13 protein-coding genes and 2 pseudogenes are annotated in these 16,232 nt (G+C 61.4%); 5 read left to right on the top strand and 10 right to left on the bottom strand.

Annotated elements, in window-relative coordinates; all coding sequences use genetic code 11:
• Positions 1-135: 135 nt before the first annotated feature.
• The 3 genes from CEQ44_RS01395 to CEQ44_RS01385 all read left to right on the top strand — a co-directional run bounded on the left by CEQ44_RS01395 (position 136) and on the right by CEQ44_RS01385 (position 3,531).
• Positions 136-1,332, top strand: a complete 1,197-nt coding sequence (locus CEQ44_RS01395; RefSeq protein ID WP_088185222.1) for an IS256 family transposase — start codon at positions 136-138, stop codon at positions 1,330-1,332.
• Between the two features lie 128 nt (positions 1,333-1,460).
• Complete coding sequence (locus CEQ44_RS01390) at positions 1,461-2,504, top strand: IS110 family transposase (protein WP_256960009.1); 1,044 nt, start codon at positions 1,461-1,463, stop codon at positions 2,502-2,504.
• Positions 2,505-2,760: 256 nt separating this feature from the next.
• A complete protein-coding gene (locus tag CEQ44_RS01385) occupies positions 2,761-3,531 on the top strand; it encodes an IS110 family transposase (RefSeq protein ID WP_088185688.1) in 771 nt (256 codons plus the stop codon).
• Positions 3,532-3,868: 337 nt separating this feature from the next.
• Here CEQ44_RS01385 and CEQ44_RS01380 read toward each other — a convergent pair whose 3' ends face one another.
• The 5 genes from CEQ44_RS01380 to CEQ44_RS01360 form a co-directional block, all read right to left on the bottom strand.
• Positions 3,869-4,057: a hypothetical protein gene (locus CEQ44_RS01380; protein ID WP_088184917.1), complete on the bottom strand. Its 189-nt coding sequence runs from the start codon at positions 4,055-4,057 to the stop codon at positions 3,869-3,871.
• A gap of 61 nt (positions 4,058-4,118) precedes the next feature.
• Positions 4,119-4,355 carry a hypothetical protein gene (locus CEQ44_RS01375; protein ID WP_088184918.1) on the bottom strand — a complete coding sequence of 79 codons (237 nt, stop codon included), beginning with the start codon at positions 4,353-4,355 and terminating at the stop codon, positions 4,119-4,121.
• A gap of 270 nt (positions 4,356-4,625) precedes the next feature.
• On the bottom strand, positions 4,626-5,765 hold the full coding sequence (locus CEQ44_RS01370; protein WP_088184919.1) for an epoxide hydrolase family protein: 1,140 nt from the start codon (positions 5,763-5,765) through the stop codon (positions 4,626-4,628).
• The gene (locus CEQ44_RS01365; RefSeq protein WP_176400372.1) at positions 5,765-6,445 is read right to left on the bottom strand and encodes a TetR/AcrR family transcriptional regulator; all 681 of its coding nucleotides are present in this window, start codon (positions 6,443-6,445) and stop codon (positions 5,765-5,767) included. Before CEQ44_RS01365 ends, CEQ44_RS01370 begins: the two co-directional genes overlap by 1 nt.
• Before the next feature lie 22 nt (positions 6,446-6,467).
• Complete coding sequence (locus CEQ44_RS01360) at positions 6,468-8,219, bottom strand: cytochrome P450 (RefSeq protein WP_088184921.1); 1,752 nt, start codon at positions 8,217-8,219, stop codon at positions 6,468-6,470.
• A gap of 99 nt (positions 8,220-8,318) precedes the next feature.
• Between CEQ44_RS01360 and CEQ44_RS01355 the strand changes: the two genes are divergently transcribed.
• On the top strand, positions 8,319-8,900 hold the full coding sequence (locus CEQ44_RS01355) for an aldehyde dehydrogenase family protein (protein WP_088184922.1): 582 nt from the start codon (positions 8,319-8,321) through the stop codon (positions 8,898-8,900).
• Positions 8,901-8,971: 71 nt separating this feature from the next.
• Here the strand turns inward: CEQ44_RS01355 and CEQ44_RS01350 are convergent.
• Positions 8,972-9,444, bottom strand: a pseudogene (locus tag CEQ44_RS01350) (IS630 family transposase); the annotation flags it as partial.
• Between CEQ44_RS01350 and CEQ44_RS01345 the strand changes: the two are divergent.
• Positions 9,444-9,884 (top strand): annotated as a pseudogene (locus tag CEQ44_RS01345) (IS5 family transposase); the annotation flags it as partial. The pseudogenes CEQ44_RS01350 and CEQ44_RS01345 overlap by 1 nt on opposite strands.
• A 54-nt stretch (positions 9,885-9,938) precedes the next feature.
• Here the strand turns inward: CEQ44_RS01345 and CEQ44_RS01340 are convergent.
• The 4 genes from CEQ44_RS01340 to CEQ44_RS01325 form a co-directional block, all read right to left on the bottom strand.
• Positions 9,939-10,397, bottom strand: coding sequence for a lytic transglycosylase domain-containing protein (locus CEQ44_RS01340; protein ID WP_088184971.1), 459 nt, complete (start codon positions 10,395-10,397; stop codon positions 9,939-9,941).
• A gap of 364 nt (positions 10,398-10,761) precedes the next feature.
• Complete coding sequence (gene mobF, locus CEQ44_RS01335) at positions 10,762-13,716, bottom strand: MobF family relaxase (RefSeq protein ID WP_088184924.1); 2,955 nt, start codon at positions 13,714-13,716, stop codon at positions 10,762-10,764.
• The gene (locus CEQ44_RS01330; RefSeq protein ID WP_088184925.1) at positions 13,713-15,803 is read right to left on the bottom strand and encodes a type IV secretion system DNA-binding domain-containing protein; all 2,091 of its coding nucleotides are present in this window, start codon (positions 15,801-15,803) and stop codon (positions 13,713-13,715) included. The genes mobF and CEQ44_RS01330 overlap by 4 nt, the downstream gene beginning before the upstream one ends.
• Complete coding sequence (locus CEQ44_RS01325; protein WP_088184926.1) at positions 15,800-16,099, bottom strand: CopG family transcriptional regulator; 300 nt, start codon at positions 16,097-16,099, stop codon at positions 15,800-15,802. The genes CEQ44_RS01330 and CEQ44_RS01325 overlap by 4 nt, the downstream gene beginning before the upstream one ends.
• Between the last annotated feature and the right edge of the window lie 133 nt (positions 16,100-16,232).

Raw genomic sequence — 16,232 nt, 5'->3', positions numbered from 1 at the left:
ACATCCTACCGCAACAAAGCGGAGGTCGAGTGTGGCGATTACGTTAAGTGGTGTAGGAAGGTTTCCCTGAGAGGGTGGCCACCGTCGATCTTCTGGTAGGGTTCGGATGCGAACTCGAACCTGGAGAAGAAGACGATGACCGATGACAGAATGGCCCTTGTTGAGCTGATCGAGCAAGGGGCTGACAGCGATTTGGTGCGCGAGATGCTGGCTTTTGCCGCTGAGCGCATGATGGATCTGGAGATTGAGGCCAGAACCGGTGCGCCCGCCGGCAGTCGCAGCCAGTCGCGACTGAACCACCGCAACGGCTACCGCGAACGGGGATGGGACACCCGTGCCGGTCGGATCGATCTGGCGATCCCGAAGCTGCGCAAAGGCAGCTACTTTCCGAGCTTCCTGGAGCCGCGCCGCACCGCCGAGAAGGCCTTGGCAGCGGTGATCCAGGAGGCCTATGTGCACGGCGTCTCGACCCGTTCGGTCGACGATCTGGTTAAGGCGATGGGCGCCAGCGGCGTATCGAAGAGCCAGGTCAGCCGCCTGGTTGCCGAGATTGACGAGCGGGTGAACGCCTTCCTCACCCGCCCGATCGAGGGCGAGTGGCCCTATTTGTGGATCGACGCCACCTACCTCAAGGTGCGTGAGGGCGGACGGATCGTCTCGACGGCGACGATAATCGCCGTTGGCGTCAACACCGATGGCCGCCGTGAAGTTCTGGGCGTCGCCACCGGCCCTTCGGAGGCGGAGCCCTTCTGGAAAGCCTTCCTGCGTTCGCTGGCGGATCGCGGACTGCGCGGGGTGAAGCTGGTCATCGCCGATGATCACAAGGGACTGCGCGCTGCCGCCAGCAAGGTGTTTGCCGCGAGCCAGCAACGCTGCCGGGTGCACTGGATGCGCAACGCGCTGGCCCATGCCGCGCCCAAACAGCGGCCCGCCGTGATTGCCATGATCAAGACGATCTTCGCGCAGGAGACGACCGAAGCGGCGCACCAGCAGTGGGAGCAGGTCGCCGATGCCCTGCGCGAGAAGTTCCCGAAGCTGGCCGACATGATGGACGCATCGCGCGAGGATGTGCTTGCCTACATGGCGTTCCCGAAGGATCACTGGGCGCAGATCGCGTCCACCAACCCGCTGGAAAGGGTGAACAAGGAGATTAAGCGAAGGGCCGATGTCATCGGCATCTTTCCCAATGATGCCTCGGTCATACGCCTCGTCGGCGCGCTGATGCTGGAGCAGAATGATGAATGGGCGGTGTCACGCCGCTACATGACGCTGGAAACAATCGGCGCGGTGAGCCATAACCCCATTGTCAGCCTGCCAGCTCTGGCTGCCTGACCCGAACCCGATCCCGATCCTGCCGTGGATTGACGGTTCCTACACCACTTAACGTAATCGCCACACTCGACCTCCGCTTTGTTGCGGTAGGATGTCATTGCCGCTTCGGCGCTCGGCCGGAGTCGAACGTGGAGGACGTTATGGGAGTTTTTGCAGCACTGGATGTGTCACAGGAGGAGACGGCGATTTGCCTGGTTGGGGCGGAAGGTGAGATTCTCGCGGAGGCGAAGGTGCCGACCTGCCCTGACGCGATAGCCGACTGGCTAGCGAAGCGCGCCGCGGATGTCGAACGGGTGGGAATGGAGACAGGTCCCCTTGCCGTCTGGCTCTGGAACGCGCTGACGAAGCGGCGTGTCCCGATCATTTGCCTGGATGCGCGTCACGCTAATGCGGTCCTCAAAATGATGCCAAATAAAACCGACAGACATGATGCTCGCGGCTTGGCTCAGATTGTCCGCACAGGTTGGTTCAAGGCTGCCCGGATAAAGAGTCATGAGGCCTATGTTAACCGGGCGATGCTGACAGCGCGCGATACGCTGGTTGGCATGCGTGTGAAGCTTGAAAATGAGATCAGAGGGTTGCTGAAAACGTTTGGCGTGATGTTCGGAAAACGGGTTGGGGGCTTCAAACGCCGTGCGACGGAGATCATCACAGGCGAGCTGGCAGTCGCACCGGAGCTCATACCTATCTTTGAAGCGTTGATGCACGCCCGGAGTGAAATTCTAGCCCGTATTGCTGCTCTCGATGGCAAAATCCGGGCGGTAGCCAAACAGCATGGTACGGTACGTCTTTTGATGACAGCGCCGGGAGTCGGACCGATCACCGCGATGGCGGTAACTGCAGCATTCGACGACGCCGAACGCTTCAACCGATCTTCCAGCGCGGGCGCTTATCTCGGTCTGACGCCAAGGCGCTACGAATCTGGCGAAATCAGCCGGAACGGGCGCATCTCGAAAAGCGGTGACAGGTTCGCTCGAAAATGCCTGTACGAAGCAGCAAATGCGATCTTGTCTCGAAAGCTTGGCGGCCCTCGCCTGCGTGAGTGGGCACAGGCGATCGCAGGCCGAACCGGGCCTCGCAAAGCGAAAGTCGCCCTGGCCAGGAAGCTGGCGGTAACATTGCACGCAATGTGGCGTACCAACACGACCTTCCGGGAGGCGGCCATGGCCTGATCCAAATCCGAAGCAATACGCTGAACTCAAGCGCGACAGAACGCGTCCCGCTGGGACGCTTAGCGAGGGTGAGATCGTTCCCGCGAGTGCGGCACGGACCGCGCACACCACTTAGATTCACCCTACTTTGAACGCTAACATGCGGCGTCCAGCGCGACGACCGCGGAGAGAACCCTGGAGCCCAGCGCGCGTGACGAACCGCAAAGAGGTCAGCTGTTGACAGTGGCGATTAGAGAACCTCCTGGGACACGACCAAATGATGCCAAATAAAACCGACAGACATGATGCTCGCGGCTTGGCTCAGATTGTCCGCACAGGTTGGTTCAAGGCTGCCCGGATAAAGAGTCATGAGGCCTATGTTAACCGGGCGATGCTGACAGCGCGCGATACGCTGGTTGGCATGCGTGTGAAGCTTGAAAATGAGATCAGAGGGTTGCTGAAAACGTTTGGCGTGATGTTCGGAAAACGGGTTGGGGGCTTCAAACGCCGTGCGACGGAGATCATCACAGGCGAGCTGGCAGTCGCACCGGAGCTCATACCTATCTTTGAAGCGTTGATGCACGCCCGGAGTGAAATTCTAGCCCGTATTGCCGCTCTCGATGGCAAAATCCGGGCGGTAGCCAAACAGCATGGTACGGTACGTCTTTTGATGACAGCGCCGGGAGTCGGACCGATCACCGCGATGGCGGTAACTGCAGCATTCGACGACGCCGAACGCTTCAACCGATCTTCCAGCGCGGGCGCTTATCTCGGTCTGACGCCAAGGCGCTACGAATCTGGCGAAATCAGCCGGAACGGGCGCATCTCGAAAAGCGGTGACAGGTTCGCTCGAAAATGCCTGTACGAAGCAGCAAATGCGATCTTGTCTCGAAAGCTTGGCGGCCCTCGCCTGCGTGAGTGGGCACAGGCGATCGCAGGCCGAACCGGGCCTCGCAAAGCGAAAGTCGCCCTGGCCAGGAAGCTGGCGGTAACATTGCACGCAATGTGGCGTACCAACACGACCTTCCGGGAGGCGGCCATGGCCTGATCCAAATCCGAAGCAATACGCTGAACTCAAGCGCGACAGAACGCGTCCCGCTGGGACGCTTAGCGAGGGTGAGATCGTTCCCGCGAGTGCGGCACGGACCGCGCACACCACTTAGATTCACCCTACTTTGAACGCTAACATGCGGCGTCCAGCGCGACGACCGCGGAGAGAACCCTGGAGCCCAGCGCGCGTGACGAACCGCAAAGAGGTCAGCTGTTGACAGTGGCGATTAGAGAACGTCCTGGGACACCATCTGCTCGAACGCCGCACCCCGCGCATACTCGCGGGCTTTGCTGCGCTCAACAGCAACCTCCAGCTTCCATCGCGTGCCCTGATCCTACAGCACTTCCGGCCGGTTCTCCAGCACCACATCGTTCAGGATCTCGGCCATGGTCTGCAAATCCTTCAGGGCCTTCCATGACGATGCATCATCCAGGCCAGCCAGATACTCCTGCGTACCGCCACAATCCTCGGGCGGACATGCTCCGTCGCCGGCCGCCCAGAACGGATATATCTTGCCTGGCAACCTGCCGAGGTGGTTCTACTCGATCCTGACTTCGTGCCGCCACGGAAGGTTGAGATAATAGTCATACGTCAACCGGGCGCAGTTGCAGCGATTCCAGCGCCACGTAAGGCGAGGAAGCCGAAAGCTCCCACGAACCATAACACCGCAAGCGCACGCGAAATTGGTAAAGGTGAATGCTCTCCCATCCTATCGCCACCTGGATCAAGCCGTGCAACTCGCGCCAGGTGCAGATGTCTGAAACCCGCACCCCACGCCATATCATTGGGCTGCTCCCCAATAGCCACAGCTGGATCTGCATGATCCCGGGCGCGCGCGCCTCCTCGACCTCTGGATCAGCGGCGTGCTGGGTCGGTGTTGCTGGTCTGGCCACCGACCCTGCATAGCGCGCTGACACCTACTCCGGCACCAATGTCCCACATTTCCTCATGGCCCCGTTTAGCACGATCGTCGCGGCCGACAGAATCGTTACCGCCAACCGCGAGACGATCGAGGGGTGCAGCAAAGTCGCGGCTCGAAAGCGTGAGAAGGTGCATGTACGATCAGGATAGTCACGGCCGATTGAAGGTGTTCAACGCAGTGGCCGAAACGCTGCGCGCAGCTCATGCGTGAATAACTCCGGCTGCTCGAACGCGGCGAAATGGCCGCCGCGTTCGAGTTCGTTCCAGTGGATGAGGTTGGGATAAAGCCGTTCCGCCCAACGGCGTGACGCGCGGAATATCTCCTTGGGAAAGATGCTGCAGGCGACCGGGACCGTTACCGGGTCGGCGTTAAATGCGCGGAAGCTCTCCCAATAGAGACGCGCCGACGATGCGGCCGTGCTAGGGAGCCAATAGAGCATGATGTTGTCGAGCATCTCATCCGCGCTCAGCACGCTGTACGGATCGCCGCTGCTGTCGGTCCACTCGGCGAACTTCTCGAAGATCCAGGCCGCCTGCCCCACGGGTGAGTCGGTCAGGCCGTAGCCCAGCGTCTGCGGGCGTGTGCCCTGCTGGGTTGCATAGCCGTTGCCATCGCGCCCGTAGCGCTTCAGGTCCGCGATCGCGCGCTTCTCCGCGTCGGAGAGGTCGGCCATGTCCTCCGCGGCCGGCCGCGCGACGACCATGTTGAGGTGGATGCCCGCGACTTCAGGCGCGCCGATAGCGCCGATCGCGTTGGTCACCGCCGATCCCCAGTCGCCGCCCTGCGCTACGAAGCGCAGGTAGCCGAGCCGGCGCATAAGCTCGATCCAAGCGCGTGCGATCCGCGCCACCGGCCAACCTATGCCCGCCGGCCGATCGGAGAAACCGTAGCCGGGCAGCGACGGCACGACGACATGGAACGCGTCTGTCGGATCGCCGCCGTGCGCGCGAGGGTCGGTGAGCGGGCCAATGACCTTGTGGAACTCGATCACCGACCCGGGCCAGCCGTGCGTCAGGATCAGGGGAAGTGCCCCGGGTTCGGGCGAACGGACGTGGAGGAAGTGCATGCCGAGACCATCGATTATCGTGCGATACTGGCCAAAGGCGTTAAGCATCGCCTCGCAACGCCGCCAGTCGTAACGATCGCGCCAATGGTCGATGAGCCGGCGCATAGCGTCGAGCGGCACGCCCTGTTGCCAGCCGTCGACCGTTTCGCGCTCCGGCCAGCGCGTCTGTGCCAGACGTGCCCCAAGGTCGTCGAGCGCGGCCTGCGGGATCGCGAGGGTGAACGGTTCGATCGCGTCGCTCATCACTTGCCTCTTTGCAGCTGCTCGGCGACTTGACGGCGCAACCCTGCCGCTTCGCGCGCCGCGACGTCGATCGCGATGGTCATCCGGTCAATACTCTCCAGCGAAGCGAAAGCCTGAACGGTGCCGGGTGGCGGCAAGCCTGGCTGGAGCACGGGCATCACGAACGTGGCGAGATATCGCTCCAGCTCGCCCTGCGGCCAAGGCGCCTGCGATGCGACGTAGAGGAAGTCTCGAAGTAGCCAGTCGGCCAGCTCGTCCGGGTCAAAGTCGCGGACCGGTATGCCGCTCGCACGCGCATCGGCGAGCACGGCGAGCAGCGTCGCATCAACCAGCGCGCGGAACACCGGCCGGACGATCTTGAGCTTGGCGTCTGACGTCGTGCTGCCGAAAACGGCGTGAAGCAGCGGATAGCGTGGCAGCGCGTCGATCGCGTAGACGAGGCCCGCGATTAGTCGCTCGGTGAGCCCGGAGCGCTCACCGACGGCGGCATTCGTTTCCGAGACGAACGGCTCCGCCTCCCGCCGAAGCACCTCGACCAGGATCGCCTCGCGCCCGCCCGAGCGCCGATACAGCGTGGCGCGGCTGACCCCTGCCTCGGCCGCGATATCCTCGATCGTCGTCGCGTCCAGCCCGCGTGCCGCGATGGCGTGCCGCGCGGCGGCGAGGATGTCGTCCGCCACGGCCCCGCCAGCGGGTGCGGAGCTAGCGGACCTCATAGATGTCATAGACCAGGGTGGTCAGCCCGGCCGCTCGCCCCTTCGCAATCGCTTGCACCTTGTTGAGCCAAGCGTAGCGCGGGTCATTGGTCTCGAATAGCGGCGCGGCGATGATCGGCGACGCACCAGCCTTGGTGTAGTCCGACCGGCCTTCGTAGCGGACGAAGATCAGCGCGCCATCATCGGTCTCCAGCGTAGACCGGACGTCTAAACAGAGCGTGCCTTGGGAATCGACCACCGCCCAGTCACCCGACGGCTGGCCTAGCTGGCGTGCATTGATGCGGCCCTCCCAGCGCGCATCGGCGACGTCGACGATCATCCGCATACCGCGCGGCGTGCCGGGCATGACCGCGGGAACGCCGAGAGTTAGGGTCGCACGTGCCAGCGGCACGAGCCGGATGCCGTCGTCGCGGTCCTCGATCACTGTCGGCGCGACCGCAGCCGCGGCGGCTGCGGCAGCCGCTGCAATCCCTGCTTGGTCGATGCCGGTCGCGTAGAGCGGGACAGGCGTGTCATCCCCCATCCGCCTACCAGGGGTGAAGCGGACCGGCATATGCTTGATACCGTTGGTGAAGTTCGATCGCAGCCGCCGGATTTCGCCGTCGAGCCGCATGTCGGGAATACGCGCCAGCGTTTCTTCAAACATTGCGTTGAGTTCGGCCTTCGCCAGCATCTGTCCCAGGCAGCGATGGATTCCGCCCGTGGAGCCGAACGCGAGGTGCTTGTTACCCACCTTCTCGCGCCGAATGTCAAACGTGTTCGGATCATCAAACACCTCAGCGTCACGGTTGCCCGACACATACCACAGCATGACGCGCTGACCGGCCGCGATCGTCTGCCCGTGCAACTCAAAATCCTGCGTCGCCTTGCGCGCAAAACCAAGCGCAGGCGTCGTCCAGCGTAGCATCTCATCGACCGCGTTGGGCAAAAGCGACGGATTGGTACGCAGTTCCTCAGCGACCTCCGGGCGTGCGATCAGTTCGGCCATGCCGTGGAGATACTGGGTGCGGGTCGTCTCGTTGCCCGCAGTGGCGAGCACGATGAAGGTCGCGCCCATTTCCATGTCGGTCAGCTGCCGTCCGTCGCGCGTCGCATTCGCGATGAGCGAGAACACGTCGTCGGTCGGCTCGGCGCGGCGGCGTTTCGTCATCCGGCGCGCGTAGGAAATCATCTGGAAGCCCGCGAGCCGCGCCCGTGCATCGTCCGACAGCTCGGGATCGAGCTGACCGAACATTAGGTTCGCCCAGTTGAACAGGTTGGAACGGTCCCGCTTGGGCACGCCTAGCACATCGGCCACGACTTCGATCGGGGTATAGGCGGCGACGTCGTGCAGGTCGCATCTGCCCTCCTCAATGATCGCGTCGATGGCGTTGCGCGCATAGACCTTCATCGAGTCCTCGAGCTGCTTGACCGATTTGGGCAGGAAAGAATCGCGGATCGCCGAGCGCAGGAAGTTGTGCTTGGGCGGATCGGTCATGATGATCGAGTTGTCGATCGTGTTGGCAAGATGCGCCTCCGCCACGTCCATCGGGCTGACGTTGGCACGGCTGGAGAAGACCTCTACGTTGCGCTCGACCGCTTGGATGTCGGCGTGACGCACCACGTTCCAGAACCCGCCATCGGAGGCACGCGGGCTGAACGAGATCGGCGCTTCTTCGCGCAGGAACCGGAAATAGTCGTGCGGCACGGCAGCGACGAAAGCGTCGGGGCTGGTGAGATCGACGTCGCCTACTCGCATGGATCACTCCTGATGATACTCTTTATGGTATAGTATCGCCGCAAAGATACGTTTGTCAAGTCGTACCACGACGCGGGCGTTGCTCGGAGGCAGACATGCATAGATCATGTCTGGGTTCCCCGAGCGCGTCGAGAAGAACTCGTTGCGGCGCTCGACGACACCGTGGATCGGATGTTTTACCAAAACGGGGTGTTCCGGAAGGAGCGGATGTCCAGAATCGTGGACGCGCGCAACTTCGCTCGCGTCCACGGCTACCTCAACGAGGCTGTCTCTCGCGGCGCTCGGATCGTCAAGGGCGGCGGCGCGGATGAGGCAGACTTCACGATCGAGCCTAGGATCATCGTCGACCCGCCGCTCGACGCCGGGTTGATGCGCGACGAGATCTTTGGCACCGTCCTGCCCGTAATCACCTACGACCCGCTGGACGAGGTGGTTGATCAGGTAGACGTTAACGGCAAGCCGCTGGCGATGTACGTGTTCAGCCGCGACCAGGCGTTCGTCAACGACGTGCTCGAACGCACCTCCTCGGGCGGGGTGACGATGAACTACGTGCTCATGCACTACGCCGAACACAGACTGCGCTTCGGTGGGGTGAACGACAGCGGCATGGGGCGCTATCAGAGCGTGTACGGCTTTCGCGAGCTATCGAACGCTCGGTCGGTGTTTGTGGCCGAAGCGTAACCCTCCAGTTTGCCGACGTCGAAAGTGCAACGAAACTGATCACACTCACAGCTAATACCAATGCGCATTGATTAGAACCCATGGGCCCATTGACGCAGTCCGAGGGACATGATGCGCCTTGGCTGATCTGCAAGCTTGTTCCAGGCGTAGCAGCAGTGGTCGACAATATCGTCGTAGGATTTGAAGATGCGGTTCGATAGCCAGTTATCGCGCATGAACTGCCATACGTTTTCAACCGGGCTCAACTCGGGACATCTTGGCGGAAGCGGCATCAGCGTGATGTTGGGCGGAATGACCAGTTCGACAGAGCCGTGCCATCCGGCTTGATCGAGTAGCACCACTGCGTGGGCGCCCGGCGCGACATGGAAGGCGATTTCCTCAAGATGCATGCTCATCGCTTCGCTGTTGCATCTGGGCATGACGATGCCGGCAGCCCTGCTTTCAGCGGGGCAGATCGCCCGAAGATCCATGCGGAAGACCGTCGTTGATCCTTTGATGCTGAAGGGCTCGTGCCGCGCTTCGCCCAGCGGCGAGTAAGTTTGGATCACGACGAATGCCATTGGCGACGCACCCACGCTGCCCGTTCTCCTGGCGCAAATCCCTAGAGACGAGCGGATACTCAGCGTCGGCGGAGATGGCGCTTATGATACCAGGGACTGCCATGCCGCTATTGCCGAGCGCGGTGCCGATGCGGTCACCCCGGTCCGCCGCAACGGGCAACCATGGGCGGAAGGCGGTCCCGGCATCGATGCACGAAATGGAGCGCTAAGCGCGACAAAGCGGCTTGGTCGCGCAATCTGGAAAAAGTGGAGCGGCTATCATCGCCGCAGTCTGGTCGAGACCAAAATGCACTGCTTCAAACTCTTGGGCCAGCGCGTTGTCGCCCGCACCTTCGACCGTCAAATTACCGAGATCAAAGTCCGTGCTGCAATTCTCAATCGGTTCTCCGAAATAGGAACGCCGGTTTCCGTCCGCGTCGAATAACATCTTCAAATAAAACGTCGATCAGACTCTCGCGTAATTATGCAACAAAGCCTATCATGGGCGAAACACAGCATCTCCGTATCTTGTCCGCATATGCCGAGCTACCGAACTACGATAGCGTCTCTGCCGCCACGTCGTCGGGCTGTGATAGACGCCAATCGCCTCCCAGTAGCTACCGGTTGAGCGCAAGGCGGCCAGGAATATCCACCTTGCAGCCTGCGCGTTGAAGCAGGGATCAAAACGCAGCCAATGTCGAACCTGAACGGGTGAACGTCCAACAAGCGCCGCGATGCGAGGTGTCCACCAACTGTTGATCTGCAGGGGACCAAGATCGTGAGAACCATTGCTGTTGCGAACCTCGGCGCCGATCCAGCCCGCTTCCTGATCGCGCAGTCCCCAAAGCGTTTTCTCCAGCCAGGGTTGACCACGCGAGGCTTGCCGAATGCAGGCGGCGATTCGCAGTTCCCTGTCATCTGAGGATTTAGAAAATGCGGGGGCGTTGTACAATGCCATACTGATGACGGCAGTGTGTAACAGCCTGGGGATGCCGTATGACCTCATCCGACCCTCCGGATAGCGGTCCCAGGCGTAGTGATCGAATTGGTCGGATCCCTGTAAAGTGCTAGCGCCGCAACTGGGCCACGTTTCAGAAATGCAAAGAGCATTCTCCCGGAATTGATCTCGGCAGCGGCGCTACGACGGACAGAAGTCCGGCTGTAAGGCACGGTCCATCCAATGCGTCTGAGGAAGACTATACACCCTCGGGTCTGGCGCGACGTACAGAATTCAAACCCATGCAGAGGCGGGACGGCGCCTGCGAAGCGCTTTCCCTGGGTTAGCTGAACGGCAAACTTGCAGCGAAGCATGGGCAATTTCCTTATCGTTCGGGGCCGTGGGAGGGCTCGGGTCGAGGTGCAGGAGAATGATTTTCCCGGTTGATGCCGGTTTTCGGCGCTCTCCCTTCGGCGCGCGCATGGTCGAGAATGCCTGCGAGAAACCTGTCGAGCACCTGCGCGATGTTCCGCGCCCCGTCGGCAAGATGCTCAGCCGCGCCACGGGGTGAGCGGTCACGATAGTGGAGTTGTCGCTCGAGCGCCCGATCGCGCCGCTCTGTTCGGTCTCGCTCCTGCTCGGACCTCAGATTTGCCACATGGCCTTCCCGGCGTTTCGAGAAGGCATCTATACGATCAGTCTTCAACCGACCTAAACCTTCCGACGAAGACGTCTTCTCTCCTGATTGGCGCTCGAGTTTGGCAATCAGTTCCTTGACGTTGTTGGTCCAGAGCCTGGCACCGAATGCCGCGCGGGTGATAGCCGTGTAGAAATTCTGGGCGTTGACCAGCGGAGATTCGACGGGCGCCAGCACGAAAACGCGCGGATAGGTTTTGGACTGTGCGGAATAGACCGTCTCTGCGTAACCATGATCCCAGGTCCGGTGTTCCGATAGATTAACCTGCTGCACGCGCCCATCTCGATCCCAGCGGATCGTCGCTAGCGGGCCATCAAGTTTTTCTGCGGTGCCGCGCTCCGCATTGCGTAGCCCGAGTTCGCGATTGACGAGCCGCCACTGGATACGGTCACCCTCCGCAATATCCCGCTCTTCAGGATTGAAGACATTGATGTGGCGGGCCTTCGTCGTCTGCGGATCCCAGCGTATGACGCGCCCCTGATCGTCGACGAGACGCACAACCTGGCGCCCATTGGCCTCCCGGCCTAGTCCAGCGACCCGATAGTCGGCGTGCCGTGCGATACCGAGGTCTGCAATGTCCCGCTCGAAACGCACCACCTGTCCTGCCCCGTAGAAACGGGCCATATGCTTCTGGACATCGGTCAAGCCCGCCGGGGCGAGAATGGAAAGCAGACTATCCTGGGCGGCCAGCCCATTCTCGTTTTTCAGCGCTTCGCGAATCTTGCTGTTAACGATCAGCCGGGTCGCATTGTCGAGGACGAGGATATTGGTACCGGCCCGCGTGTCCCGCTTGAGCCGTATCCAGGCATTGACGACCTGCTCCGCCATCTTTTCATTGTCGTCAACGGTGCTGACGCTATCGAGCTTAGCCAATGCCTCGGCAAAGTTCCCCGTCCGCGCAGCTGTGACCGCAGCCTTGATTGATTTCGTTTCCTGCCGAACAGCTTGCGTCAACTCGACCGTCGGCAAACCCAGTCTTCGCATCAACCAGAAGGGTTTGCCTTGCTCGATCGCCCCGGTCTGCTTCTCGTCTCCGAGGAAAAGCAGCCGTGCGCCGGTTGTCCTGCTGATCTCCAGCATCCGCTGGGCCTGGCGGTTGCCGAGCTGCCCTGCTTCATCGAGAACCAGCACATGGCGGTCCGTGATCCCCTGCCCGCCGCGCGCGACGAAGCTGGCGACAGTATGAGACATGATGTTCGCCTTGTTTCCCAGTTCGGCTGCGGCCGATGATGTGGGTGCTAATGCAATCAATGCCGTTCCCGGCTCGGCCGCCTCAGCGAGAACTCTCACCAGTGTCGATTTTCCAGAACCGGCAACACCGTGAATCGCCATGACCCGATCCCGCGTCAGCGCCGTCTCGACGAGTGCGTGCTGCTGCTGCGTATTGAGCGACGTTCCTTCTAGCGCTGCCAATAAGCGATCGCTCGAGGCGATGGGACGCGCGTCATTGAGGCCCAACGCGATATGCTGAGTCAATGCCAGTTCCAAAAGCCAGGACTTCCGGCTGGTGCGGCCACGGGTCAACAACCTGTCACCGGTCTGCGTATGGGTCGGCAGCAATTTGCGCAGGACCTCATGTGCTGCGATCCGGGGACGGATATCGTCGAGCCGGACTTCCCCGACATGGGCAGCAAGACCAGTGCGCAAGATATCGCCTAAATTGTTGACCGCCTCGGATGTCTCCAGTTGCCGCAAGCCGAAAAGAGCAGCACGCGACGCATCGCGTTCCGTGGGCGCCGGATGCTCCCCTTCCCGACCCCGCGCCAGCGCAGCAACCTCCTGCAGCGTTTCGAGACGCTTGCCTGTCCGCTGATGCCATTGCGCGGCGAGTTCCGCCTCGCCGATCTTCACCTTCGCCTTGCGCGTAGCATAGAAGGAAGCACGCTGGGCTTTCTGTCCCACCAGGCCATGTTCGCGCGCATGGTCCTCGATCGCTTCGGCGCGCTGCGAGAAATGGTCGATCAGGTCCTTTGGTACGCCTCGTATCTCGAACAATCCGGAACGAGGATCAGCATCGATTTCATAGCCAGCTTCGCGCAACCCGAACGCCAGCGCGTTGCGATATATCTGCCCGGCCACGCGCTGTTCGCCATACATGACCCGGCTTTCCAGGCTTGCCATGGGATCGCCATTCTCGCGGTTCGTCATGTTGAGCACGACGAGATGCGTATGCAGATGCGGATCAAGTTCCCGGCTGCCATGCTCGGTAAAGCGAGCAACCAGGATCCGGCCTGTCGTTTCGTGAACGATGTTCCCGTCATCACGGCGACGCAGCTGCGCCTGCTCCTCCAGATAGGAGATAGCCGCGGTCACCGCGCCCTCATGGGCGGCAAGCACGCGTTCGTCACCGGCAACCAGCCCCATGACCGACACAGACTTGGGCGCGTTGACCGCAAAATCCCAACCGGGGTGATGCTGAATTTCGCCATCCGCGCGGTGCCGCCCGAGTTGTTGATCGCCGACTTTTCCAGCAAGAAGGTCGCGCAGCAGCTTCGGATCAACAGCGCCGAAGAGGCCGAGATCGGCTGCCAGCTTCCCACCCCATGCAGACGGTTCGTTGCCGCCCTTGGTGTAGTAATCGCCCACCGCATAGTAGCGGGCGATATTGGCTGGTTTGCCATGGAGACGTTGCGGCTGGATCATGCTGGCCTCGCCCGCTCACGCGGTCCGTCATCCCGGCCATGCTGGACAAGATCGGACCGGATTTCTCCCTGCTTGCCGGCAAGGATCGTCCAAAGGGTGCGCGCGGGCGCAGGAAGCTCCGCATTCTCGTCATTGAGCAATATATCTTCGACTCGCTGCGGATCGAGGTTCGGCGCGGGAGGCGTAAACAGATCCGGGTGCGGTGGTGGCGTCGGGGCGGGTTCTGAAGATACCGAAGGCTTCGCTGGCTTACCCTCGCCATGCGTCGCTGGCGGAGATGCCTGCGTGGCTTCCCGCTCCATCGCTTCACGAACACGCGCTTCGGCATGGGCGATGCGAACGAGCATCCCGGCCTTGTCGATCTGAATGGGGGGCGTCGTGCGTTCGAGGAAAGCTGGTCCTAACGATGGCACGTCGTTGAACCGGCTATCGAACCGGACCACAGGCAAATTGCGGCCAAAGCGCAGGAAGCCCACCAGGTTGGGCAGGTTGGTGACCTCGGTCGACATGACCAGTGGCCGCGTCACCTGCATCCGCGACAGATTGACCCCATCGCGCATGTCGTTGACCCCATAGGACATGCCCTCATTGGCTTCGACCTGTTCGACCTGACCGAGGTTGATCGAGACATGCTCGGCGGTATCCGTGTCGTTCGCGCGTAGCGCCACCCAGGTCGAGCAATAGCCAGTGATCGCGGCCGCATCGTCCTTGCCGTAAGTCGCCTTGAGCTGGGGATAGGACTGGAAGCCCAATATGCCGCAGCCGCCATATTTGCGGGCACGGGCGAGAAAGTCCGATAGCGACGGCAACTTATGCAGCGTCGGCAGCTCGTCGATCACGCAATAGAGCCGTCGGTCGCGATCTGGCGTCAGGCTCATGATGGCGCTGATCGCGATGTCGAGCCAGACGGTGATAAGCGGGCGTAGCGAGGGAAGCTGGTCGGCCTTCACGGTGATGAAGAGCCAGCTTCCATCTGCGCCCTTTTCCACCCAGTCTCGGATGGAGAAGCCGTCTTCGGTGTCATCGAGATAACCGAAACTGCGCATGACCGATGCAAGTTCGGCCTGGATGCCGGCGGATGTCCGTTCGCCTTCGGTGCTGATGAAGGCGGCGGCATCGGTGCCGGTGACAAAGGCGGCGAGGTCCTTCAGTTTGGAACGCAGCAGACGGTCGAGGAGGACCGAGACATAGGTATGTTTCTGGCGCGCCAGCTTGCGCATCACCGCAACCAGCGTCCCCCGCGCCGCCTTCGCCCAGAAGGGATCGCCATGCTTGTCGGGAATGGTCGATTCCGCGATCTGATCGTAATGATAGTCGCGTGGCACATCGACCCAGGGCGACCAGCGCGCCGCGCGCTGGTCGAGCGGGTTGAGTAACATGTCAGTGCCCTGCCGATAGAATTTCTCGACGAAGGTACCGGCGGTATCATAGACGATGGCGCGCCGACCCGATTTGCGGATGCCGTCGAGCATGCCGACGATGAGGTTTGTCTTTCCCGTGCCAGGCGCACCGCACAGCAGGATATGCTCAGGCTCATAGGCCTCAGGCACCGGCACATTGCCGATCACCAGAGGTCCCTTGGTCTGTCGCCATAGCGCGCGTTTCACCTGACGGATCGTGCCGAACCTTGCCCCCCGCAGATATTCGTTGGAGCCCAGGCCCCTACCCGTCCGGGTGAAGTAGAACCAGGCCCAGGCGAGCATGACAAGGGTGAACAGGCCAGAGAGCAGTGCGCCATGCAGCAGATGGACTTCAAATGCATGCATGGTCTTTTTCGCAAGGGTGGAGGCAACCAGCCAGTCTGCCGAGGTCCAGTAGGCCTGGCCTTCGGGGGTGCGAAACTGCACCGGATCATTGGTCCCGGCGGCGGCATCCACCTTGATCGTGGCCTCAGCCAATTTGACCAGAACGAACCGCTCATATTCGGTCGACTTCTCGAACGCATACCAGAGCGTGCCGATGATCCAGATGATGAAGCCCGCCAATATGGTCTGATAAAAGACCTGGGTCGTCATGCGGACATTGTGGACGATCGCCTGGCCACCGCGCGTCCAGGAGCCTAATGTGTCGTTGCGAAAGATGCTCATGGGATATCCTCCCCGCCAAGCAGTCCGCGTTCGGCAAGGATAAGCCGGGCTTGCGCCATGCCCTGTTCGAGCGCGCTGGGAGATTGCTGGCCGACGGACGTTGCGACAATCGATAGGATCTGGATCGACGTGGCGAGTATCTCATCCTGGGAGGAGAAGACATAGCGTTTGCGCTCATCGACCGCCTGTTCGAGGAGCTGACGGATGAACCCCGATAGGGACAGGTTCGCACCGAGCGCACGGCGCATTAAGGCGGCATGCAGCGATTCATCGAGGCGGAAATTAAGCTTGGGCAAGCGAAGGGTCTCCTTATCCGGAGACCTTCGAAAATATCATGAAGCGAGTGCATATTACCGGAATGGCAATATTGGCGCAAGCCGCCCAATCGCCAGATTGATTCAGAGATTTAGCGCTGGGGGTATGTGCCGA

The organism is Sphingobium sp. Z007 (assembly GCF_900013425.1).
GTDB lineage: Bacteria > Pseudomonadota > Alphaproteobacteria > Sphingomonadales > Sphingomonadaceae > Sphingobium.
Note: the sequence above shows the minus strand (reverse complement) of the source record. Positions and strands in the feature narration are given on the sequence as shown.

Bases quoted from the DNA above. Each gene is read 5' to 3' on its own strand.
- mobF (WP_088184924.1), bottom strand. From the start codon at position 13,716: ATGATCCAGCCGCAACGTCTCCATGGCAAACCAGCCAATATCGCCCGC.
- CEQ44_RS01395 (WP_088185222.1), top strand. From the start codon at position 136: ATGACCGATGACAGAATGGCCCTTGTTGAGCTGATCGAGCAAGGGGCT.
- CEQ44_RS01330 (WP_088184925.1), bottom strand. From the start codon at position 15,803: ATGAGCATCTTTCGCAACGACACATTAGGCTCCTGGACGCGCGGTGGC.
- CEQ44_RS01370 (WP_088184919.1), bottom strand. From the start codon at position 5,765: ATGAGCGACGCGATCGAACCGTTCACCCTCGCGATCCCGCAGGCCGCG.
- CEQ44_RS01375 (WP_088184918.1), bottom strand. From the start codon at position 4,355: ATGCAGATCCAGCTGTGGCTATTGGGGAGCAGCCCAATGATATGGCGT.
- CEQ44_RS01385 (WP_088185688.1), top strand. From the start codon at position 2,761: ATGATGCCAAATAAAACCGACAGACATGATGCTCGCGGCTTGGCTCAG.
- CEQ44_RS01340 (WP_088184971.1), bottom strand. From the start codon at position 10,397: ATGGCATTGTACAACGCCCCCGCATTTTCTAAATCCTCAGATGACAGG.
- CEQ44_RS01360 (WP_088184921.1), bottom strand. From the start codon at position 8,219: ATGCGAGTAGGCGACGTCGATCTCACCAGCCCCGACGCTTTCGTCGCT.